This is a genomic window from Deltaproteobacteria bacterium, from assembly GCA_016178705.1.
Taxonomy (GTDB): Bacteria; Desulfobacterota; Binatia; order HRBIN30; family JACQVA1; genus JACOST01.
Window position 1 is genome coordinate 94,316 of record JACOST010000030.1, and the last position, 18,362, is coordinate 112,677.

The window sequence follows — 18,362 nt, forward strand, 5'->3', positions numbered from 1 at the left end:
GGCGGCCGGCGTTTGGGGAAGATACGGACGCGGTGGCGACTATGTCAAGCGACGGTAGAATTCCCGGAGGCCAGCCTAGGGACACTTTTCATGGGCCGACTGGTGCGCCTGAGAGTCGAAACCGAGTTTGGCGGGTCTTACTTGGAAGCAAAGCCTCCCTGTCCGTGATCAGCGTGGGAGACCAGAACGATCGTGTTGATGCCATACGAGTAAGACGACAGGTCTATTGCACCGAACTTGGGTATCAAGGGGAGGAGGATGCCGTCGACCAGCGAGCTCACCTTTGTGTCGTAAGGACCAACGATGGCGAAGCCGTAGCTTCCCTGAGGATTGTGGGACCAGCGCAACGGCCGTTCGAGATCGAAACCTTCCGCTCGTTGGATGAGATCCTCCCGCTGGAGCACCGAGCCGCTGAGATCAGCCGCTTCTGCGCCCTGCCCGCATTTCGCAGCATCTCAAGTCTCGTGCATCTGGCCGCATTCAAGTTCGCATTCGGCCTGGCTGACTGCGAAGGGTTCTCTCACTTCGTAATATGGTCAAAGCCAATCCTTGCACCCATCTATCGCTATCTGCTCTTTGAGACGATTAGAGACGTACAGTTCGAACACCCTGGGCTCGGGAACGAACGCCACGCTGTCCTCGTCCTCGATCTCCGTGACATCGTCACCAGATATCGGCAGACGCGCCCTGCACTGTGGAGTCTCCTCCCGCAGAGTGAGGAGCGGTCGTGAACTACCAGTGGAGCATCCCGCTGCTCGCTGGACTAGCCAACGCTGCGCTCGGCACATTCGTACTATTCAGAAATCCCCGTCATCCTCTGAACATCGCATACGCGTTCCTGGCCGGCTCGCTCGTTTTGTGGAATCTGAACATTTTCGGATTCTATTTTTTTCGTGACGCGGCGACAGCATTCCAGTGGGCTAGGGCCTTTAGGGTCGGCACGATCATGTTGCCGACCGCAATAGCTGTGTTCGCCTACGTCTTCGCTGAGCGGCATGAGCGATGGAGTCGGTGGGTAGTAGGTCTATCGGTAGGACTGTCAGTCTTCTTGGTGGTCACAAACGCTTTTGATTTGGTCGTCGCGGAGGTCCGGTGGTTTGGTTGGGGGTACTACTCGATCGGGACACGTCTCTACAATCTTCTTGTCCTCAACTTCGTGCTTTCGGTCGCCTACACGGTAGGCATCCTTTTGCGGGAGGTCAACTCAAGCGGTTCGCCGCGTAAGCGAGATCAAGCGCGCCTTTGGCTGCTGGCCGCGGCAGTGGCGGTACCACTTGGGCTGACAAACCTTCTCCCAGCATACGGCCTTCACGTCTTCCCCCTTGGCAATCTAGCGAATGTGGCCTACGTCGGCATTGTCGCGTACGCCATCGTTCGTCACCGCCTGATGGACATCGACATCGTCATCACCAAGGGTATGGCGTATGCGGCGACTGCGCTCGCGGTCATCGCGCCAACGTTCGGTCTGCTCTTGGTGATGCAGCGGGCGTCGTTCGGCCAGATCCATCCCGACTTCTCGTTCGCACTGCTGGCGCTATTGATCGGGGTCGGCGTGCTGTTTCCAACGCTGCGTCGGCGCGCGGAGTCAGGGATCGAACGGTCGTTCTTCAGGCAGAAGCATGAATACCGCGTTGCGCTGACCGCATTCACGCGTTCGATCGTTCGCATCCTCGATCGCGACAAGCTCCTCCACGAGCTGGCCGAGACCCTGACGGTCACACTCCAGCTCGATCGGCTCGCTGTTTGTCTGTTCGACGAAGGTGAGCATGCGTACACGGTGCGCCATACGAGCGGGATCGCACCCGCCACGGGAGAGTTCGGCGACGAGGACGAGTTGGTCGTCATGCTGCGTCGGCGCGAAGATGTGGTGATGCGAGACGAGTTGGAAGCCACTGCCGACTCGATCGATCGCATCGCCGCAGAAACCTGCGCCCGCAACGGTTGGGAGGTTTGCATCCCGCTCACCGCGAGCGACCGGCTCATCGGCTTCATCGCCCTTGGCCGTAAGCGCAATCTCGAGGCCTTTTACGCCGAAGATCTCCAACTCCTCAGCACGCTCGCGGCCGAAGCATCGATTGCGCTCGAGAACGCCCGCCTCTACGAAGAGCTGAAGAAGTCGCGCGACATCATCGAGCGCACCGGGCGGCTGTCGGCCCTCGGCACCCTGGCGGCCGGCATCGCGCACGAGATTCGCAATCCGCTGGTCTCGATCCAAACGTTCTTCCAACTCGCACCGCAGCGGCGACACGATCCGGAATTTTTCACCAGCTTTCTCAGCCTCACCGCCGGCGAGGTCGATCGCATCGGTGACCTGATCACCGAACTGCTGTCGTTCGCCCGCTCACCCTCCCATCGGGTCGAGGATGTCGACATCAACGACCTCATCGAGCGCACCACGCTGTTGCTCGATCCCGAAGCCCGCAAGAGCCGGGTCAAACTCGCCCGCCTGCTCGCGACCGACCTGCCCGTCATCCGCGCTGACGGTGATCAGCTCAAGCAAGTGGTCATCAACCTCGTCCTCAACGCAATCCAGGCCACGCCTGCCGGCGGCACGGTCACTGTGCTGACGCGGCGCCACCGCCATCAGGGCAATCCGCTCTGCCAGATCGAAGTGCGCGACACCGGCGTCGGCATTCCGCCGAAGATGATCGAAGACATCTTCAATCCGTTCTTCACCACCAAAGACAAGGGCACTGGCCTCGGCCTCTCCATCGCCCACCAGATCGCCACCGAGCACGGCGGCTTCATCACCGTCACCAGCGAGATGGACCACGGCAGTTCGTTCTACGTCAATCTCCCGCTCACGAGTGCGATCGACTCGCCCACGATCAGCGACGAGCCGGAGGCGGCACTGCCGCTGCGCTATGGCCGCATGGCCAAGCTCTAGTTGGATTCGGTCATGTGGGGGCATCGGGGGGTTCGATCACTTGGCTGCTTTTTCGTGTCCGAAGCCAACGGGTCTGTGCGCCAGTCTTCGATGATCTGACGTACCCAGAACGGACGGGCCGTCATCACACCATCGACGCCGCGCGACAGGATTGTGCGTATCTCACGCGCCGACGCCTCACTCTCCTGATCGTCGAGCGCTTTGGCGCCTGGAAAAGACGTGATGAACACGTGAGCGGCGCCGTGGTGCTCATGAATGCCGTCAACGATGCTCTCGCCGGCAAGACAGGCGCCGTACGTTGTTTGGAGCGCGCGCCCTTCCACGTAGCACGCCACACCAAGGTCGGCCGCCAGTGATGTGAAGACGCTCGTGAGCGCGTCGAACCCGGTCGGATGGGCGCCAGCGTCCCACCATCGAAACGCTTCCAAGAGCACCGGCCATAGGCTGACGACGAGGATCTTCCGCGGCGGCCGGTGGGTTGCGCACCAGCGCTGCTTGGAGAGAATCCTCGCCAACTTTGGAACATGCCAGAACCATATCGATTCCTTCAGTTCGATATTCACGTCGGCGCAACTGTAGAGATCGAGGAACTCATCCAATGTCAGCAAACGGCGATCGGGGTCGTGAGGAACCGCCGCGAGATTTTGGTCACACGAACAACAAGCGGTCTTCGGCCTCGGATCGGCGACCCAGGCTTTTCCCTGCAGCTCCTCCCGCCACGAGTACTGCCACATCCAACGGCGCCACCGTTTGCGCGGATCAGTGGGCTGGCCTTCGATGAACACTTTGTCGAGACTCGGCCCATGCCAGACAACAAACTCACCATCGAGCGTGACTTGCACGTCGAGCTCAAGAACGTCCGCTTGGGCACACTGGATGGCGTGATCGAATGCCCGTGGCGTGCTTTCGGCCACCTCCAGATTGCCACCGCGGTGAGCAAATAACAGTGGGACGCGGTGATGGGTAAAGATGGGATCGTACTGATTGCGCACGGCGCTGCCGGATGCCGCAAACAGCCCGCATCCGTTCAGAAGGAGCACTGCCGCGGTGGCGGCGAGTCGCAAACTGTGGGGTGTGAGCCGGTCGAGGATCGCCGGGGCTCCCGCCGACGTCATTCGCTTGTGCCCGCCAACCCCTTCGCGGTAGTTGCACCACGCCATGCGACACGATCGTATTGTGCTTGCCACCGCACTGGCGCTCGGCGCCGCCGCCGTTTCTGGTTGTTTCACATACACTCGGTGTACGCCGAGCCCCCGAGTCGCGACGCCATCCGAGCAGCGCCTCGCCGCCAGCATGGAGCAACGTGTACAACGACTCGTACAATTCGAGCAACGGAATTTTCTCCAACCCAAGAACTTGGTTGCCGCCGCCGAGTATATCGAGGGTCTGTTCAGAGATATCGCCGTGGGCCATCCGTTCGTGCGGACGCAATCGTTCAGCATCACGCCGACCGGGAACACCTATCGCAACATCGAACTGGTCGTTGTGGGAACCGATCCCGACGCGGACGAAGTCGTGGTCGGCGCGCACTACGACTCCGATGGGTTGGAGTCGGGCGGGATGAACCCCGGCGCGGATGACAATGCCACCGGCGTCGCGGCGTTGATCGAGGTGGCGACAGTGCTGGCGCAACGACAACACCCGCGCACGATCCGTTTCGTGGCGTTCACCAACGAAGAGGAGCCGTTCTTCAAGACGCACGAGATGGGCAGCCGAGTCTACGCGCGAGAGTTGCGCCACTCCCAGGAGCCGGGGAACATCAAGATCCACGCGATGATTTCACTCGAGATGCTCGGCTACTTCAGCGACGCCACCGGCTCGCAGTGGGGATGGCCGTTGCTTCCGTCGCAGGGCAACTTCATCGCCGTTGTGGGCAATTGGCAGTCGCGCGCATTGGCGTTTCGGACCGCCGATATGTTCTGCGAGTCAGAAACGATTCCCGCCTCGGTGATGGTCAGCTTCGGATGGCTCTACGGGATCGGATGGTCGGACCACTGGTCGTTTTGGCACGAGGACTACCCCGCCGTCATGCTGACCGACACGGCGACGTTACGCAACGTTTGTTATCATCGCGGTTGCGATGTTCCTGAACGCCTCGATTTCGATCGGATGGCGCAAGTCGTCGGCGTAGTGACCGAGATGGTCGGGAGTTTGGCGGACGAGTATCCGAAGGCACTGCCGCGGCGCAGTTCGCGGCGATCGGTATTTCCTTGCGTTACTCCGATTCGTGATTAGCTTCGTCGCAACCGCGTCACCCCGCAAGACGGAGCGAGGATGAATATCAATCGGTTCACTGAGAAATCACAGGATGCGCTGCGCGCCGCGCAGGACTTGGCCACGCGCCGCCATCATCAGGGCGTCGACATCGAGCACCTCCTATTCGCATTGCTCGAACAGAGCGATGGGCTGGCGACCCCGATCTTGCAGCGTGCTGGCGTCGACCCTGGCGTTCTCAAGGATCGCCTCGGCAAAGAACTCGATCGCATTCCCAGCGTCACCGGCTCGGGCGGCGGGGCGGAACAGATCTACATCACCCCCCGCCTCAATCAGTTGCTGACGCGCGCTGAAGACGAAGCCGCAAAGCTCAAGGACGAGTTCGTCAGCGTCGAGCACTTGCTGCTCGCGACGGTCGATGAGCGAGCGGGCGCCGGCAAGCTGCTGCGCGAGACTGGGCTCAAGCGGGAATCGCTTATGGCCGCGCTCAAAGCCGTCCGCGGCGCGCAGCGCGTCACCAGCCCCAATCCGGAGACGACGTACCAATCGCTTGAAAAGTACGGCCGCGATCTCACGAAACTGGCCGCCCAAGGCAAACTCGATCCGGTCATCGGCCGCGATGAAGAAATTCGCCGGGTCATTCAGGTGCTCTCGCGCCGCACCAAAAACAATCCCGTCCTGATCGGCGAACCGGGCGTCGGCAAGACGGCGATCGTCGAAGGCCTGGCGCAGCGGATCGTGCGCAACGACGTGCCTGAAGGACTGAAGGATAAGCGCGTGATCACGCTCGACATGGGCTCGCTGATCGCCGGCGCCAAATTTCGCGGTGAGTTCGAGGAACGACTCAAAGCCGTGCTGAAGGAAGTGCAAGAGTCGGCCGGGGAGATCATCCTCTTCATCGACGAACTGCACACCGTTGTCGGCGCGGGCGCGGCCGACGGTGCGATGGACGCCAGTAACTTGCTCAAGCCGATGCTCGCACGCGGCGAGTTGCACTGCATCGGCGCGACGACGCTCGACGAGTATCGCAAACACATCGAGAAGGACGCCGCCTTCGAACGCCGCTTTCAGCCGGTCCTGGTCGATCAGCCGAGCGTCGAGGACACCATCTCCATCCTGCGCGGACTGCGCGAACGCTACGAAGTCCATCACAAGGTGCGCATCAAGGACGCAGCGCTGGTCACCGCGGCGGTCTTGTCGCATCGATACATCAGTGACCGTTTCCTCCCGGACAAGGCCATTGACCTGGTCGACGAGGCCGCCGCCCGGCTGCGCACCGAGATCGATTCGATGCCGGCCGAACTCGACGAGGTCACGCGCCGGGTGATGCAGCTCGAGATCGAACGCGAAGCGCTCAAGAAGGAAACCGACAAGGCGTCGCGCGACCGACTGAATCGACTGGAAAAGGAGCTAGCCGATCACAAGGAGAACGAACGCCGCTTGCGCGCGCAGTGGGAACAGGAAAAGGGCGCGCTCGGCGGCGTCAGCGTATTGCAGCAGAAGCTCGAAGATGCGCGGGTCGAGCTGGCGCGCGCCAAGCGTGAGTACAATTGGACGCGTGCGGCCGAACTCGAGCGCGGCATCATCCCCGGGCTGGAAAAGCAAATCGCCAGCGCCGAGTCGCCCGCAACCGGTTCCCATCTCATCAAGGACCACGTCGACGAGGAGGACATTGCCGAGGTGGTGGCGCGCTGGACTCACATTCCGGTCAGCCGCCTGATGGAAGGCGAGACGCAAAAGTTGCTCCGCCTCGAAGAGCATCTCCACAAGCGCGTGATCGGGCAGAACGAGGCCGTGACCGCCGTCGCCGATGCGGTCATCCGCGCACGCTCCGGACTGAAGGATCCCAATCGACCAATCGGCTCGTTCATCTTTCTCGGCCCCACCGGCGTCGGCAAAACTGAGTTGGCGCGAGCGCTCGCCGAGTTCCTCTTCGACGACGAGGCGGCGATGATCCGCATCGACATGTCCGAGTACATGGAAAAACACACCGTGGCACGGCTGATCGGCGCGCCGCCGGGCTATGTCGGCTACGAAGAGGGTGGCCAACTCACCGAGGCGGTACGTCGCCGGCCGTACGCCGTCATCTTGTTCGACGAGATCGAGAAGGCACATCACGACGTCTTCAACGTGATGCTGCAGATCCTCGACGATGGCCGCCTCACCGACGGCCATGGGCGCACCGTCGACTTCAAGAACACGGTCGTCATCATGACCTCCAACGTCGGCAGCCAGTTGATCCTCAGCTACCGCGGCGGTGACGATGCCGACGCCTTTGAGGGGATGAAGCGCGAGGTGTTGGAGGCGCTGCGACAGCATTTCCGACCCGAGTTTCTCAATCGCGTTGACGAAGTCGTGGTGTTCCACTCGCTCACGCTCGAGCAACTCAAGCAGATCGTCGATATCCTGCTCGCCCGGCTACTGGCTCGCCTCAGCGAGCGCAAGATCACATTGGAGCTGACCGATGCGGCGCGCGAGTACTTTGCGCGCGCCGGCTACGATCCGGCGTACGGCGCGCGGCCGCTCAAGCGGGTGCTGCAACGCGAATTGGAAACCAGTCTGGGGCGCAAGATTCTCGCCGGCGAAGTACGCGACAACAGCCGCGTGGTGGTCGACTGCGTGGGAGATCAGCTCCGCTTCGAGAGTCACCCGTTGGCGGAAGCGGCCTGAACCGAATCGGTCGAGTCGTCCGGGTCGTCATCGCCGTCGTCAACGTCGGTCCACCGCGCCCCGAATCGGCGCCGATACATTTCGTAGCGCGCCAGTACGCGGCCGACGTACGCGACCGTGTCGCGACCGTGGGCGCAGCCATTGGCGACGAGTTCCGGCCGCAGACAGATCGCCGGCTGCTCCAGCAACGGCAGGACTAGCTGCATCGACTCATCCCACACATTCGGGTCGTAGCCCACGCGACGGGCCAGCCGTTGCGCGTCATGCAAGTGCCCCGGTCCGATGTTGTAGGCCGCAAGCACCAGCGCGAGGTGCTCACCGCCGTGGGACTCGGTGAAGGTCTCGCTCAACTGTCGCAAGTACTGTGCGCCAGTGCGGATGTTGTCTCCCGGTGCCTTGAATGCGCGCGCCCCAACTGCTGCGGCCGCGATTGGCCGCACTTGCATCAGCCCGTAGGCGCCGGCGTCGCTCTCGGCAGTCGGATCGAAGCGCGACTCTTCGAAGATGAGCGCCGCAACCAGCCGCCAATCCAGCCCCTGCGCCTCAGCATGGTGGGCGATCAAGTAGTCGTAGGGCGACAGCGGCTGTGGACCGCGAATCAGCCGTGGCGGCGTGGTCTGTTGCGCAAGACTCGGGAGATCGACTTCCGCGCCGTCGACGCGAATGAACCAACCGCCGGCCTGTAGTGACCAGTGCGGATCATTGACGGATGCGCCACCGGTTGACGCGGGTGCAGTGGGCAGATGCGGTCCGGGGCTCGACCTGCCGAGGCTCAATGCGAGCGCCAGCGTCAACGCGGGAAGTACCTCGCCGAGTCTCCTCGATCCACGCCACATGGCCGACATGCTGCCCTAACCTCGCGCCGTAGCGCAAGCGACGCTATCCGGAATCATGATGATACAGGCGACAATCCGTTGACAGACTGCGCGTTTCTACCGTACCCTCTCCGCAGTTACCTCTCATGACCGAGCCGCAGCCGAGCCATACTGCCGAAGCCCGCGAGAAAATTCTCGGCACCGCCGCGCGCTTGTTCGCGGAGCAAGGCTACGAAAACACCTCGATCTCTCAAGTCGCGCGCGCTGCCAAGGTGAGTAAGGCGCTCATCTTCTGGTACTTCGAAACCAAGGAACAACTCTACCACACCGCCCTGCGCAAGACGCTGGAGCCCTACTTCATCAACGTCGACGACCTCGGCGGCCTCAACGAACGAGAACAGATCGAACGATTGATCGAACTGTTCGCCGAGTTCGTACGCGAGAATGTCTACTCAGTGCGCTTCTTCCTGAGTCTGGTGCTGCAGGGCGAGCGGCAGCCCGATGAAGTGATTCGCCGCGTCAGCGAACTCTACGGCGTCTTCCGCAACTTGTTGGCTGACATCATCGAGAGCGGCCAGCGCCGCGGTGTATTCCGTTCGGATTGCAGCCCGCAACTCGATGCGGCGCTGATCATGGCCGCGCTCGATGGCGTTCTGGTGCAGAATTTCCTCAGCGCCGAGTTCGTCCACGAAGCGCAGGGACTGATCGCGCACCTCAAGACCAGTCTACTCGGGCGACTGCTCGCCGCGAGTCACTAATTCGATTTTGCGAAGAGGATGAAAAATAGGGCGGCTCTGTCCGCCTACGGTAGTCCTACGCAGACGCGGACACTACAACCGCGGGGCGCCCGAAGGCGCCCCGCCCGAGTCTGCTCGGCCACCACCCCCCAACCGCCGGGGAGTCCTCCGCCACACCACACCACCACCGCACTCCCCACGCTTGCCTGTCGCAACTGCTCGACCCCCGCCGAGCCAATTGCGACGACCTTCAGCGCCTCACGAACAGCCGCTGGTCGCCCCACAGTTGAGGCACTTGTAGCAACTGCCGTTGCGCACCATGATCGCGCCGCAGTCGGTGCAACTCGGTGCATCCGCCTGCGGACTGAATCCCAACGACTCCACCAATCGCGCCGACTCGCCGGCTCGCGCACTCGCCGGCATATCGGCCGTAGTCTCGACCGCCGTCAGCCCAACTCCCATCCGCTGCTCGGCATCCAAGAAGCGCGTGCCGAGGAAGCGGAAGATGTAGTCGGTCAGCGACTTCGCCATCGGGATCTCGGGATTCTTGGTGAAACCCGATGGCTCGAAGCGGACGTGGCTGAACTTGTTCACCAACGCTTCGAGCGGCACACCGTACTGCAACGATAAGGACGTCAGCGTGGCGATCGTGTCCATCAAGCCTGAGATCGTGCTGCCCTCTTTCGCCATCTTGATGAAGATCTCGCCGGGCGTCCCGTCTTCGTAAAACCCGACGTGGATGTAGCCTTCGTGCCCGGCGATTTCGAACTTGTGCCGGATCGAGCGGCAATCTTGCGGCAAGCGACGCCGCACCGGACGGAACTCTTGACGCGCTGCCACTTCCAGGGCCATGGCCGCCTTCTTGTCGTCGCGCGCCGTGTTCAATGGCTGCGTCCGCTTGCAACCGTCGCGATAGATCGCCACCGCCTTCACGCCCAGCCGCCAACCTTCGAGGTAGGCCTCCGCAATGTCATCGACACTTGCATCGGTCGGCATGTTGATGGTCTTGGAAATCGCGCCCGAGATGAAGGGCTGCACCGCCCCCATCATGCGCAGGTGGCCGAGGTGATGAATCGAGCGCGTGCCCTGGGCCGCTTTGAAGGCGCAATCGAAGATCGGCAGATGCTCGTCCTTGAGTAGCGGCGCCCCTTCGATGGTGTCGTGCTCGTCGATGAATTCAACGATCTCCTGCACCGTTTTCGACTCGTAGCCGAGGCGCTTGAGCGCGCGCGGCACCGTCTGATTGACGATCTTGAGCATACCGCCGCCGACCAGCTTCTTGTACTTCACCAACGCGATGTCGGGCTCGACGCCGGTGGTGTCGCAATCCATCATGAAGGCAATGGTCCCGGTGGGCGCCAGCACCGTCATCTGCGAATTGCGCACGCCCGCCATTTTGCTGAGCGCGAGCGCGTCGTCCCACACCTGGCGAGCGCCCGACAGCAGATCGAGCGGGACGTAGGCAGAATCGATCTTGTGTGAGAAGGAGCGATGCTTCGCGATCACTTCGATCTGCGGTTCGCGGTTGGGCGCAAAGCCCGCGTACGGACCCATCTGCTGCGCGATGCGCGCGGATTGCAGGTACGCCTCGCCGCACATCAGCGAGGTCACGGCCCCGGCGTAGTGGCGTCCGGCGTCTGAATCATACGGCAACCCGAGCGACATCAGCAATGCGCCGAGGTTCGCGTAGCCGAGCCCCAGCTCGCGGTACGCCTTGGCATTCGCGGTGATTTCGGATGTCGGGTAACTCGAGTTGTCGACGATGATGTCCTGCGCCGTAATCATCACATCGACGGCGTGGCGGAACGCTTCGACATCGAAATCGCCCTCGTCGCTGATGAACTTCATCAGGTTGAGCGACGAGAGATTACACGCCGAGTTGTCGAGGTGCATGTACTCGGAGCAGGGATTCGAGGCGTTGATGCGCCCGCTGGCCGGGCAGGTGTGCCAGCTATTGATCGTGGTATCGAACTGCATGCCGGGATCGCCGCACAGGTGTGTGGCTTCGGCCATCATGCGCAGCAGTTCGCGCGCTTTGAACGTCCCCATCACCTCGCCGGTCAGCACGGCGCGGGTCTGCCACATGCCATCGTCTTCGACGGCGCGCATGAACTCGTCGGTAACGCGCACGGAGTTATTGGCATTTTGGAAGAACACCGAGCCGTAGGCCGGGCCATCGAGCGAGCCGTCATAGCCGGCATCCATCAGCGCCCAGGCCTTCTTCTCTTCCTCTTCCTTGCACTTGATGAAGTCGATGATGTCGGGATGGTCGATGTTGAGCACCACCATCTTGGCCGCGCGCCGGGTTTTGCCGCCCGACTTGATCACGCCCGCCGAGGCATCGGCGGCCTTCATGAACGACACCGGACCCGAGGCGGTGCCGCCGCCGCCCAACTTCTCGCGTCCGGAGCGAATCGGCGACAGGTTCACGCCGGCTCCCGAGCCGCCTTTGAAGATGATGCCCTCGTTGCGATACCAGCCGAGAATCGACTCCATCGTGTCGTTCACCGACAGGATGAAGCACGCCGAGCACTGCGGTCGCGGCTCGATCCCGACGTTGAACCACACCGGGCTATTGAACGACGCTTTCTGGTGCAGCAACAGGTGCGTCAGTTCATCGCTGAACGCCGTGGCATCCTCGGCCGTCGCAAAGTAGGCTTGCCGCTCGCCCCAGCTACGGATCGTGTCGACCACGCGGCTGATGAGCTGGCGCACGCTCCGCTCGCGTTGTGGGCTGCCGAGATGTCCGCGGAAATATTTCGAGACGACGACGTTGGTGGCGAGCTGCGACCAGCCCTTGGGAAACTCGACGTCGTGTTGCTCGAAGACGACGTCGCCGCCTTCGCCCTGGATCACGGCACTGCGGAGTTCCCACTCGACGCTACTATAGGGATCCTCGCCGGTTTGAGTGAAGAATCGCGGCTGGCGCAGCCCACTCGCCGCTCTGGCTTCGTCGCTCGGCTTCCACCCCTCGTCCTCCCGCCGCCGTGCCCGCTCCGCCATGTCTCCCTCCCCTGTGCCCCGCCTGCTGCTTTCCTTCATCTTGTGGGGGCCGGGAATATGCACCACTACATATTGTGCTGTCAAGAAAAAAATTGCAAGCCGAGCAACTGCGGACAATCACTCGCATTTCCTGGCCCGAGGCACTACCATCGCGGCCATGGGCGACCGTAATGCACGTCCCGATTTGCTCGCGGGCTTGTTGCCGACGGTGCTGCAGCGCGTCGATCCCGACCGCCAACTCCGCGCCTACGCGGTGTGGACATGTTGGGATGAGGTAGTCGGCGACGCGATCGCCAAGCGCGCCCAGCCGGCGCGCTTTCGCAACGGCATCTTGTTCGTCACCGTCGCCAGTCACACGTGGATGCAGGAACTGCAATTCATGAAGGACGACATTCGCGCGCGCCTCAACGCGCGCGTGAGCGAAGATGGTCCGCCGGTCATCCGCGATATCTTCTTCGTATCTGGTGCGGTGGAACCCCGCACACTCGTGACGACAGTCGGCACGCCAAGCCGCGTCAGCGAACGAAATGACCCGCCGCTACCCGTGTTACCCTCGTCGGGCGATACCAACTTCGACGCCGCGCTGACGCGCATTCAACGTGCCCGCGCGCGCCGCCGCATGCCGGAGTGATGCGCGACTCACCGCCGTGGCACGACGAACCGACGCAGATCGTTCAACTGTCCTTCGTCGATCGGCACCGCACCAGCGGCGACGAGGCCGGCGTTCTCGCCGAGCCAGGACAGGACGCACTGACCGCGATCGAGTGCAGCGAAGCAAATGCGTTCGATCTGGCCGCCGGGCCGCGTGCTCACAGCGACGATGATGTCCGCGAGCGCGGCCACCAACTCATCGCGGCGCGGACCGTTGCGCGCGACCGCGTGATCGCGCAAACGAAACGGTGACAGCACCAACGTCCGCACCGCATCGAGCGCCGCACGCCCCGGACCGAGTCCGAACGGATCGCGATCGAGATGCCGGCCGAAGGCCGCGAACAGGCCGCGCTCAAGCACAATCACGCGCGCCGGCGCCGCACGCCCAAGTACGGCGGGGATGCGATGCGTCGCCTTCATCCCGCCACTCACGATGGCGAGACCTTGCGCGGCAGCGCTCTGCCCGATGCGAATGATCGCGGTCACCGCGCGTTCGGAAAGCCCACGCGAATTGAGAATGGCGAGTGCCGGCAGCGCGAACGCCGCACCGGCCCCGAGCGCGAACACCACGGGCGGACAGGGGTCTGCTCGTTCGCGCCAACGGGCCGGATACGCCGCGTCATCCGGCAACCATACGGCGACGCCGCCCCCGGCCATTTGTCCGAGCAGTTCTTGCGCCTCGCGGCGCAGGTCGTCGCGCTCCTCGCAGATGCGCCGGACCGCCGCCGCCGGCAGCGCGTAAGCGTCACGCAGCGGCGCTTCCGGCAGTCGAAAGAAATCCGCCAGCGCAATGCCGCGAACCGCATTGTGGTGCAGCACGCGCATGAGCGCCTTCTCGCCGACGCGCGGCAACTGCGACAACATCACGGCGGCTAACGCGGCTTCGCTGTCCATTGTTCACTCTGCGCGCGGCGTGCTTCACTCTGGGCGGCGCAATTCGTGCCGCGCTGCTAACCTCAGCTCGCAGCGGCGAGCGCCTGCGGGTGGCGACCGGCGACGATTGGTTCGCCGAAGTCCACGACTTCAGTGTGGTCGAGCGCGTGCTGCACGAGCGCCGGAATGTCGAGCGCCGCCTCGGCTTCGGTGGCTTCCGCGATCGTCATGCGCGTTGCCGGGTGACGGGGCACGAAGAGCTGACAGCAATCTTGATCCGGTTGGATCGAAATCTCGTACGTGCCGAGTGCCTGCGCTTGCTCGCTGATCTCGTTCTTGTCCATGCCGATGAGCGGACGCAGCAGCGGCAGCTCAGTCGCATTGCCGATCACGGTCAGGTTCTCCAACGTTTGCGACGCCACTTGCCCGAGACTCTCCCCGGTCACCAGCGCCAGGGCGCCGACTTGCCGCGCGATCGCGCTGGCGATGCGCAGCATCATGCGACGGTACAACACGACACGAAACGGCCGCCGGACCTGGGCGACGATGTCGCGTTGCACCTCGCCAAAGGCCACGAGATGAAGCCGCGACTCGAACTGATAGTCCGTCAACACACGCGCGAGTTCCGTCGCCTTGTCCCGACTGGCGCGATCTTGAAACGGCGCGCCGTGAAAATGCACGAACTCGACCCGGCAACCCCGCCGCATCATGCGCACGGCCGCGACGGGTGAATCGATCCCGCCGGAGAGCAAGCTGACCACGCGTCCGCTGGTGCCGACCGGCAACCCGCCCGCACCGGGCAACGTGTCGAGCGAGAAAAACGCCTCGCGCGGCAAGATTTCCACCGTGATACGCAGCTCCGGGTGCTTCAAATTCACCGCTGCGCCGCTCTTCTCTTTAACTGCGGCGCCGATGATGCTGCTGATCTCAGGCGACGGCAGCGGGAACGACTTGTCGGCCCGTTTGGTGCGAATCGCGAAGCTCGCAAACTGGCGACCTTCGATCGCCGCCAGGATGCCATCGATGAGGTCATCGATGTTGCGCTCCGCGCGTTGCGCTAGCGCGAAGTTGGCAATCCCGAACACCTTGGGAAGGCGCGCGCGAATCGCCGGCCAGTCCGGGTTCTTGCCCAAGACGACGACGACGCGGCCGGGCGCGACCTTCACTCGGCGCACGCCGGTGCCGCGCAGCGCGCGGCCGATGTTGTTGATCAGTTGCCGCACAAACATCGGCCGGTTGCCGCGCTTGAGGGCGACCTCGTGATAGTGCACCACCACTCGATTCATGTGCCGCGACCATAGCACACTGGCCTTGCGGTTCGGCAAATGGACGGTGCTTCCGCAGTCCCGCGTCGCTTGGTAGCATCGGCGCCATGGATCGGCGCCGCTGGCTGCAAGAAAAGCGCGAGGAAGCCGGTGGGCTGCACGGCCTGCGGCTCAGTGAGATCACGCCCAGCCGGCGCGACTTCGCGCTCTATGTAGCGACCCAGCGTCAGGAACTCGCGCTGATCGCGCGGGCGCAGCGCGCCGACCCCATCACTGACCAGACGTGGTCGGGGCGAGACCTCGTCGCCTTCGCTGTGGCCTGCGATGACGCCGAAGTCGCCGCCCTCTCCGTGGCGACCGACAGCCAGCGGGACGGATCGCTGGCGCTGCTACGGTCGGTAGCCGAGGCGACGACTGCTCCGGTCCTGCGCGACGATCTCACCCTCGATCCCAATCAACTCTACGACGCCCGGCTGCATGGCGCTGATGCTGCGATCTTTCCAGCTAGTGAGCTTGCGGCGGACACGCTAGTCGAATTAGTGCACCTCGCGAGTTCGCTGCACATGGCCTCTGTCATCGAGGTTCAGCGCGCCGGCGATCTCATGAAGGCGCTGGCGTGCGGTAAGGCGCTGATCGGCATCGACGCGGACCTCGACGCCACGCTGAGTTTGGCGAACGAAGTGCCATCGAATCGCACCGTCATCGCCCTGCGCGATCTCGGTACGCTCGCTGCCGTGCGCCGTTTGCGTACCCACGTTGACGCCGTCGTCGTCGGTCCGCTTTTGCTCAACTCCGACAACCTCAGAGACACAGTCGCTGCGGTCAATCAAATCACCCCGCGAATCACCACGCGATGAATCAACCCGCGATGACGCGAGCGGCGACGCGGGCGGCCGTACTGGTGCCGCTGTGTGTGATCGACGGCGAAGATCATGTCGTTTTCATCCTACGCAGCGCCGACGCGCCGGTTCACCCGGGAGACATTGCGTTTCCCGGCGGCCGCTACCACGCCGCGCGCGACGAAAGCCTCCTGGCCACCGCGCTGCGCGAGGCGGAGGAAGAAATTGGCCTGCGTGCCGGCGCCGTGGAGTTGCTACACGCGCTGCCGGAGGTGCGCACGCTCACGTCGAACTTCTTGGTCGCGCCGTTCGTAGGACGCATTCCGGAGCGCTACCCGTTCGCGCCCGATCCGCGCGAGGTCGCCGCAGTACTGACCATCCCGCTCGCCCAATTGCGTTTACCGAATGCGACTCAGTTGGTGCGCCGCCACACAACCGCCGGCACTGAAATCGACGTCCGCGCGTTCGTTGTCGGCGCGCACGTAATCTGGGGCGCGACCTATCGCATCACGGTCGAGTTGCTGCGCGTGCTGGCAGAGAGCGGCTTTCGCCGCAGCTGACCAGCGCGTTGTTCGCCGCTTGCACCAGCTCCTCGACCGTCACGGTGTCGCTGTGATCGGCATCGAACTGCGGGCACAACGCGAACGGCGCGGTGTTGAGAGCGATGTTGACGCCGATGATGAGCTCGTCGACCGTCACCGACCCATTGCCGTCGCAATCCCCAACGCACGTCGCCGTGCTGGTTGGGCTGGCAGTTGCCGTTGGAATTGTTGTCTGCGTCGCCGTTGCGGTCGCAAACACAATCCCCGTACCGGTCGCCGTCAGCGTCACAGTCTGGCTTGGATGCAAAGTGCCGGTTGGTGTCGCGGTGTGAGTCGCCGTAGGAGTCAACGTCTGAACGAGCGTCGTGGTCGGTGATGCACTCGGTTGCAGCGTTCCAGTGGCCGTGGGCGGCAGCGGGCCGGTCGGCGTCTGCGATGCCGTGCTGGTGAGGGTTCGGGTCGCGGCGGTCGTCGTTGTGCGCGTGGAATTCTGGGTGGTCGCGACGGTGATCGTCGGTGTCCCGGTCGGAATCGCGGTTACGCTGAAAGTGGATGGTGCAGTTGGCGTGACCATCGTGGTTTGGGTTGGGGTCACCGTGAACGTGCTGCTGGAAGTCGGTGTCGCAGTTGCAGTCATTGTGACTGTCAGGGTGATCGTGGGGGTCGTCGTTGGAGGCAATGAACCGGTTGGCGACTGAGTTGCGGTGCGGGTGATAGTCGGCGTCATTGTCTCGGTGAAGGTCGAGGTGGAGGTTGCGCTGACCGTGAACGTGTTGCTGGGAGTCGACGTCGGCGATGGCGTTTCAGTGCGCGTAGGCGTCGGCGTGATCGTTGGCGTCAGCGTTGGTGGCGGCGAGCCGGTCAGTGTCCGAGTCGCTGTGCGCGTGATGGTCGCTGTGGGCGTAGATGTCAGGGTGCGTGTGATCGTAGGCGTGCGTGTGACGGTCGGCGTGAGTGTGAACGTCCGCGTACGCGTAGCTGTGGCGGTGCGCGTTGGCGTTGGAGTACGTGTGCCGGTTGCGGTCGGCGGCGCCGTCGAGGTCGATGTGGGGGACGGTGTTATGCTGGCAGTTGCGCTCGCCGTCGGCGAAGGGGTTGCAACGACGATCACTACGCCGTCAGCGCCGCTGGTTGACAGGGCGTTCCCATCAACATCGCTCGCCCCAACGCCGAGGATGCTGAGAGGATGGCTCCCAATGGCGGCATCGGCCGCGATGCTGACGGTGCAGGTGTACAGCAGGAGCGCAGTGGGATTCTCGATCGGGGGATCGAAGAACATGATGACGGCCAGCCGCTCGCAGTCAACGCCCAGTTGGCAACCGATGGGAACGAAGAGGAACGGAGCCGAAGCGGGCACCGGCACGCCGGGCAGCACCGAACACACCGGCCCACCTAGTGCGTCCGCGGCAATCGGCGTGCTCGCATCGAGCGCGATATAGTGCTGGACCCCGCGCACCGTCGTGCTGGGCGCGCTGATGCTCACCCCGATGGCGACCGACGTATTCACCGCGCCGCTCGCCAACCCGATCGCGAGCGACACTGGAGCACCCCCTGGTGTCGGCGCCGACGATGGTGGGTGGGCGCAGGCGTCGAAGGCAAGAAGTAGCGCCGCGCCGACTTCGAACGGTGCCACGACCCCGTTGTGATCGACATCGAAAGCCGGACACAGATTGACCGGCTGCGGTGTTGGCGCGGCGCTTATGTTCACGCCGCGCACCAACTCATCCACTGCGACGAAGCCGTCGCCGTTGCAGTCACCGACGCATGTGGGTTGCGCGTGGCTGAGGCACGGCAGCAGCGCCGTCCACGTGATGAAGATTCCGACGCCGCGGACCAATCGGCGCATAGACGTGGCCCGCAGCTAAG

The 18,362-nt window shown here is 63.4% G+C and carries 14 protein-coding genes; 8 read left to right on the top strand and 6 right to left on the bottom strand.

Annotation, left to right across the window (positions count from 1 at the left end; translation table 11 throughout):
- The first annotated feature begins 173 nt into the window (after nucleotides 1–173).
- Nucleotides 174–731, top strand: a complete 558-nt coding sequence (locus HYR72_21445; protein MBI1817549.1) for a GNAT family N-acetyltransferase — start codon at nucleotides 174–176, stop codon at nucleotides 729–731.
- Entirely contained in the window at nucleotides 728–2,887 is a 2,160-nt protein-coding gene (locus HYR72_21450) for a GAF domain-containing protein (protein ID MBI1817550.1), read from the top strand. The genes HYR72_21445 and HYR72_21450 overlap by 4 nt, the downstream gene beginning before the upstream one ends.
- Here the strand turns inward: HYR72_21450 and HYR72_21455 are convergent.
- Nucleotides 2,884–4,047, bottom strand: a complete 1,164-nt coding sequence (locus HYR72_21455) for a hypothetical protein (GenBank protein ID MBI1817551.1) — start codon at nucleotides 4,045–4,047, stop codon at nucleotides 2,884–2,886. The genes HYR72_21450 and HYR72_21455 overlap by 4 nt on opposite strands.
- On the opposite strand from HYR72_21455, the gene HYR72_21460 reads away from it, so the two are divergent.
- Complete coding sequence (locus HYR72_21460; protein ID MBI1817552.1) at nucleotides 4,046–5,122, top strand: M20/M25/M40 family metallo-hydrolase; 1,077 nt, start codon at nucleotides 4,046–4,048, stop codon at nucleotides 5,120–5,122. The two genes, HYR72_21455 and HYR72_21460, sit on opposite strands and share 2 nt — an antisense overlap.
- Before the next feature lie 39 nt (nucleotides 5,123–5,161).
- The gene (gene clpB / locus HYR72_21465; GenBank protein ID MBI1817553.1) at nucleotides 5,162–7,771 is read left to right on the top strand and encodes an ATP-dependent chaperone ClpB; all 2,610 of its coding nucleotides are present in this window, start codon (nucleotides 5,162–5,164) and stop codon (nucleotides 7,769–7,771) included.
- On the opposite strand, the gene HYR72_21470 is transcribed toward clpB, so the two are convergent.
- Nucleotides 7,747–8,616: a transglycosylase SLT domain-containing protein gene (locus HYR72_21470; GenBank protein ID MBI1817554.1), complete on the bottom strand. Its 870-nt coding sequence runs from the start codon at nucleotides 8,614–8,616 to the stop codon at nucleotides 7,747–7,749. The genes clpB and HYR72_21470 overlap by 25 nt on opposite strands.
- 116 nt (nucleotides 8,617–8,732) lie before the next feature.
- Here HYR72_21470 and HYR72_21475 point away from each other — a divergent pair, with 116 nt between their 5' ends.
- Nucleotides 8,733–9,344 (top strand): TetR/AcrR family transcriptional regulator, encoded by a 612-nt coding sequence (locus tag HYR72_21475; protein ID MBI1817555.1) that lies wholly within the window; start codon nucleotides 8,733–8,735, stop codon nucleotides 9,342–9,344.
- Between the two features lie 237 nt (nucleotides 9,345–9,581).
- Here the strand turns inward: HYR72_21475 and HYR72_21480 are convergent, their stop codons facing one another.
- The gene (locus HYR72_21480) at nucleotides 9,582–12,326 is read right to left on the bottom strand and encodes a vitamin B12-dependent ribonucleotide reductase (GenBank protein ID MBI1817556.1); all 2,745 of its coding nucleotides are present in this window, start codon (nucleotides 12,324–12,326) and stop codon (nucleotides 9,582–9,584) included.
- A 157-nt stretch (nucleotides 12,327–12,483) separates the two neighbouring features.
- Here HYR72_21480 and HYR72_21485 point away from each other — a divergent pair, with 157 nt between their 5' ends.
- Nucleotides 12,484–12,957: a DUF721 domain-containing protein gene (locus HYR72_21485; protein MBI1817557.1), complete on the top strand. Its 474-nt coding sequence runs from the start codon at nucleotides 12,484–12,486 to the stop codon at nucleotides 12,955–12,957.
- An 8-nt stretch (nucleotides 12,958–12,965) separates the two neighbouring features.
- Here HYR72_21485 and HYR72_21490 read toward each other — a convergent pair whose 3' ends face one another.
- Together HYR72_21490 and thiI are read right to left on the bottom strand one after the other, a co-directional pair.
- On the bottom strand, nucleotides 12,966–13,871 hold the full coding sequence (locus HYR72_21490) for a DNA-processing protein DprA (protein ID MBI1817558.1): 906 nt from the start codon (nucleotides 13,869–13,871) through the stop codon (nucleotides 12,966–12,968).
- 62 nt (nucleotides 13,872–13,933) lie between these two features.
- The gene (gene thiI, locus HYR72_21495; protein ID MBI1817559.1) at nucleotides 13,934–15,136 is read right to left on the bottom strand and encodes a tRNA 4-thiouridine(8) synthase ThiI; all 1,203 of its coding nucleotides are present in this window, start codon (nucleotides 15,134–15,136) and stop codon (nucleotides 13,934–13,936) included.
- Nucleotides 15,137–15,222: 86 nt separating this feature from the next.
- On the opposite strand from thiI, the gene HYR72_21500 reads away from it, so the two are divergent.
- Complete coding sequence (locus HYR72_21500) at nucleotides 15,223–15,972, top strand: hypothetical protein (GenBank protein ID MBI1817560.1); 750 nt, start codon at nucleotides 15,223–15,225, stop codon at nucleotides 15,970–15,972.
- On the top strand, nucleotides 15,969–16,514 hold the full coding sequence (locus HYR72_21505) for a CoA pyrophosphatase (protein ID MBI1817561.1): 546 nt from the start codon (nucleotides 15,969–15,971) through the stop codon (nucleotides 16,512–16,514). The genes HYR72_21500 and HYR72_21505 overlap by 4 nt, the downstream gene beginning before the upstream one ends.
- Here HYR72_21505 and HYR72_21510 read toward each other — a convergent pair.
- Nucleotides 16,462–18,342 carry a hypothetical protein gene (locus HYR72_21510; protein ID MBI1817562.1) on the bottom strand — a complete coding sequence of 627 codons (1,881 nt, stop codon included), beginning with the start codon at nucleotides 18,340–18,342 and terminating at the stop codon, nucleotides 16,462–16,464. The genes HYR72_21505 and HYR72_21510 overlap by 53 nt on opposite strands.
- Nucleotides 18,343–18,362: the final 20 nt, after the last annotated feature.

Coding starts and splice junctions, on each gene's coding strand:
- HYR72_21460 (MBI1817552.1), top strand. CDS start 4,046: ATGCGACACGATCGTATTGTGCTTGCCACCGCACTGGCGCTCGGCGCC.
- HYR72_21455 (MBI1817551.1), bottom strand. CDS start 4,047: ATGGCGTGGTGCAACTACCGCGAAGGGGTTGGCGGGCACAAGCGAATG.
- clpB (MBI1817553.1), top strand. CDS start 5,162: ATGAATATCAATCGGTTCACTGAGAAATCACAGGATGCGCTGCGCGCC.
- HYR72_21470 (MBI1817554.1), bottom strand. CDS start 8,616: ATGTCGGCCATGTGGCGTGGATCGAGGAGACTCGGCGAGGTACTTCCC.
- HYR72_21475 (MBI1817555.1), top strand. CDS start 8,733: ATGACCGAGCCGCAGCCGAGCCATACTGCCGAAGCCCGCGAGAAAATT.
- HYR72_21480 (MBI1817556.1), bottom strand. CDS start 12,326: ATGGCGGAGCGGGCACGGCGGCGGGAGGACGAGGGGTGGAAGCCGAGC.
- HYR72_21485 (MBI1817557.1), top strand. CDS start 12,484: ATGGGCGACCGTAATGCACGTCCCGATTTGCTCGCGGGCTTGTTGCCG.
- HYR72_21490 (MBI1817558.1), bottom strand. CDS start 13,871: ATGGACAGCGAAGCCGCGTTAGCCGCCGTGATGTTGTCGCAGTTGCCG.
- thiI (MBI1817559.1), bottom strand. CDS start 15,136: ATGAATCGAGTGGTGGTGCACTATCACGAGGTCGCCCTCAAGCGCGGC.
- HYR72_21500 (MBI1817560.1), top strand. CDS start 15,223: ATGGATCGGCGCCGCTGGCTGCAAGAAAAGCGCGAGGAAGCCGGTGGG.
- HYR72_21505 (MBI1817561.1), top strand. CDS start 15,969: ATGAATCAACCCGCGATGACGCGAGCGGCGACGCGGGCGGCCGTACTG.
- HYR72_21510 (MBI1817562.1), bottom strand. CDS start 18,342: ATGCGCCGATTGGTCCGCGGCGTCGGAATCTTCATCACGTGGACGGCG.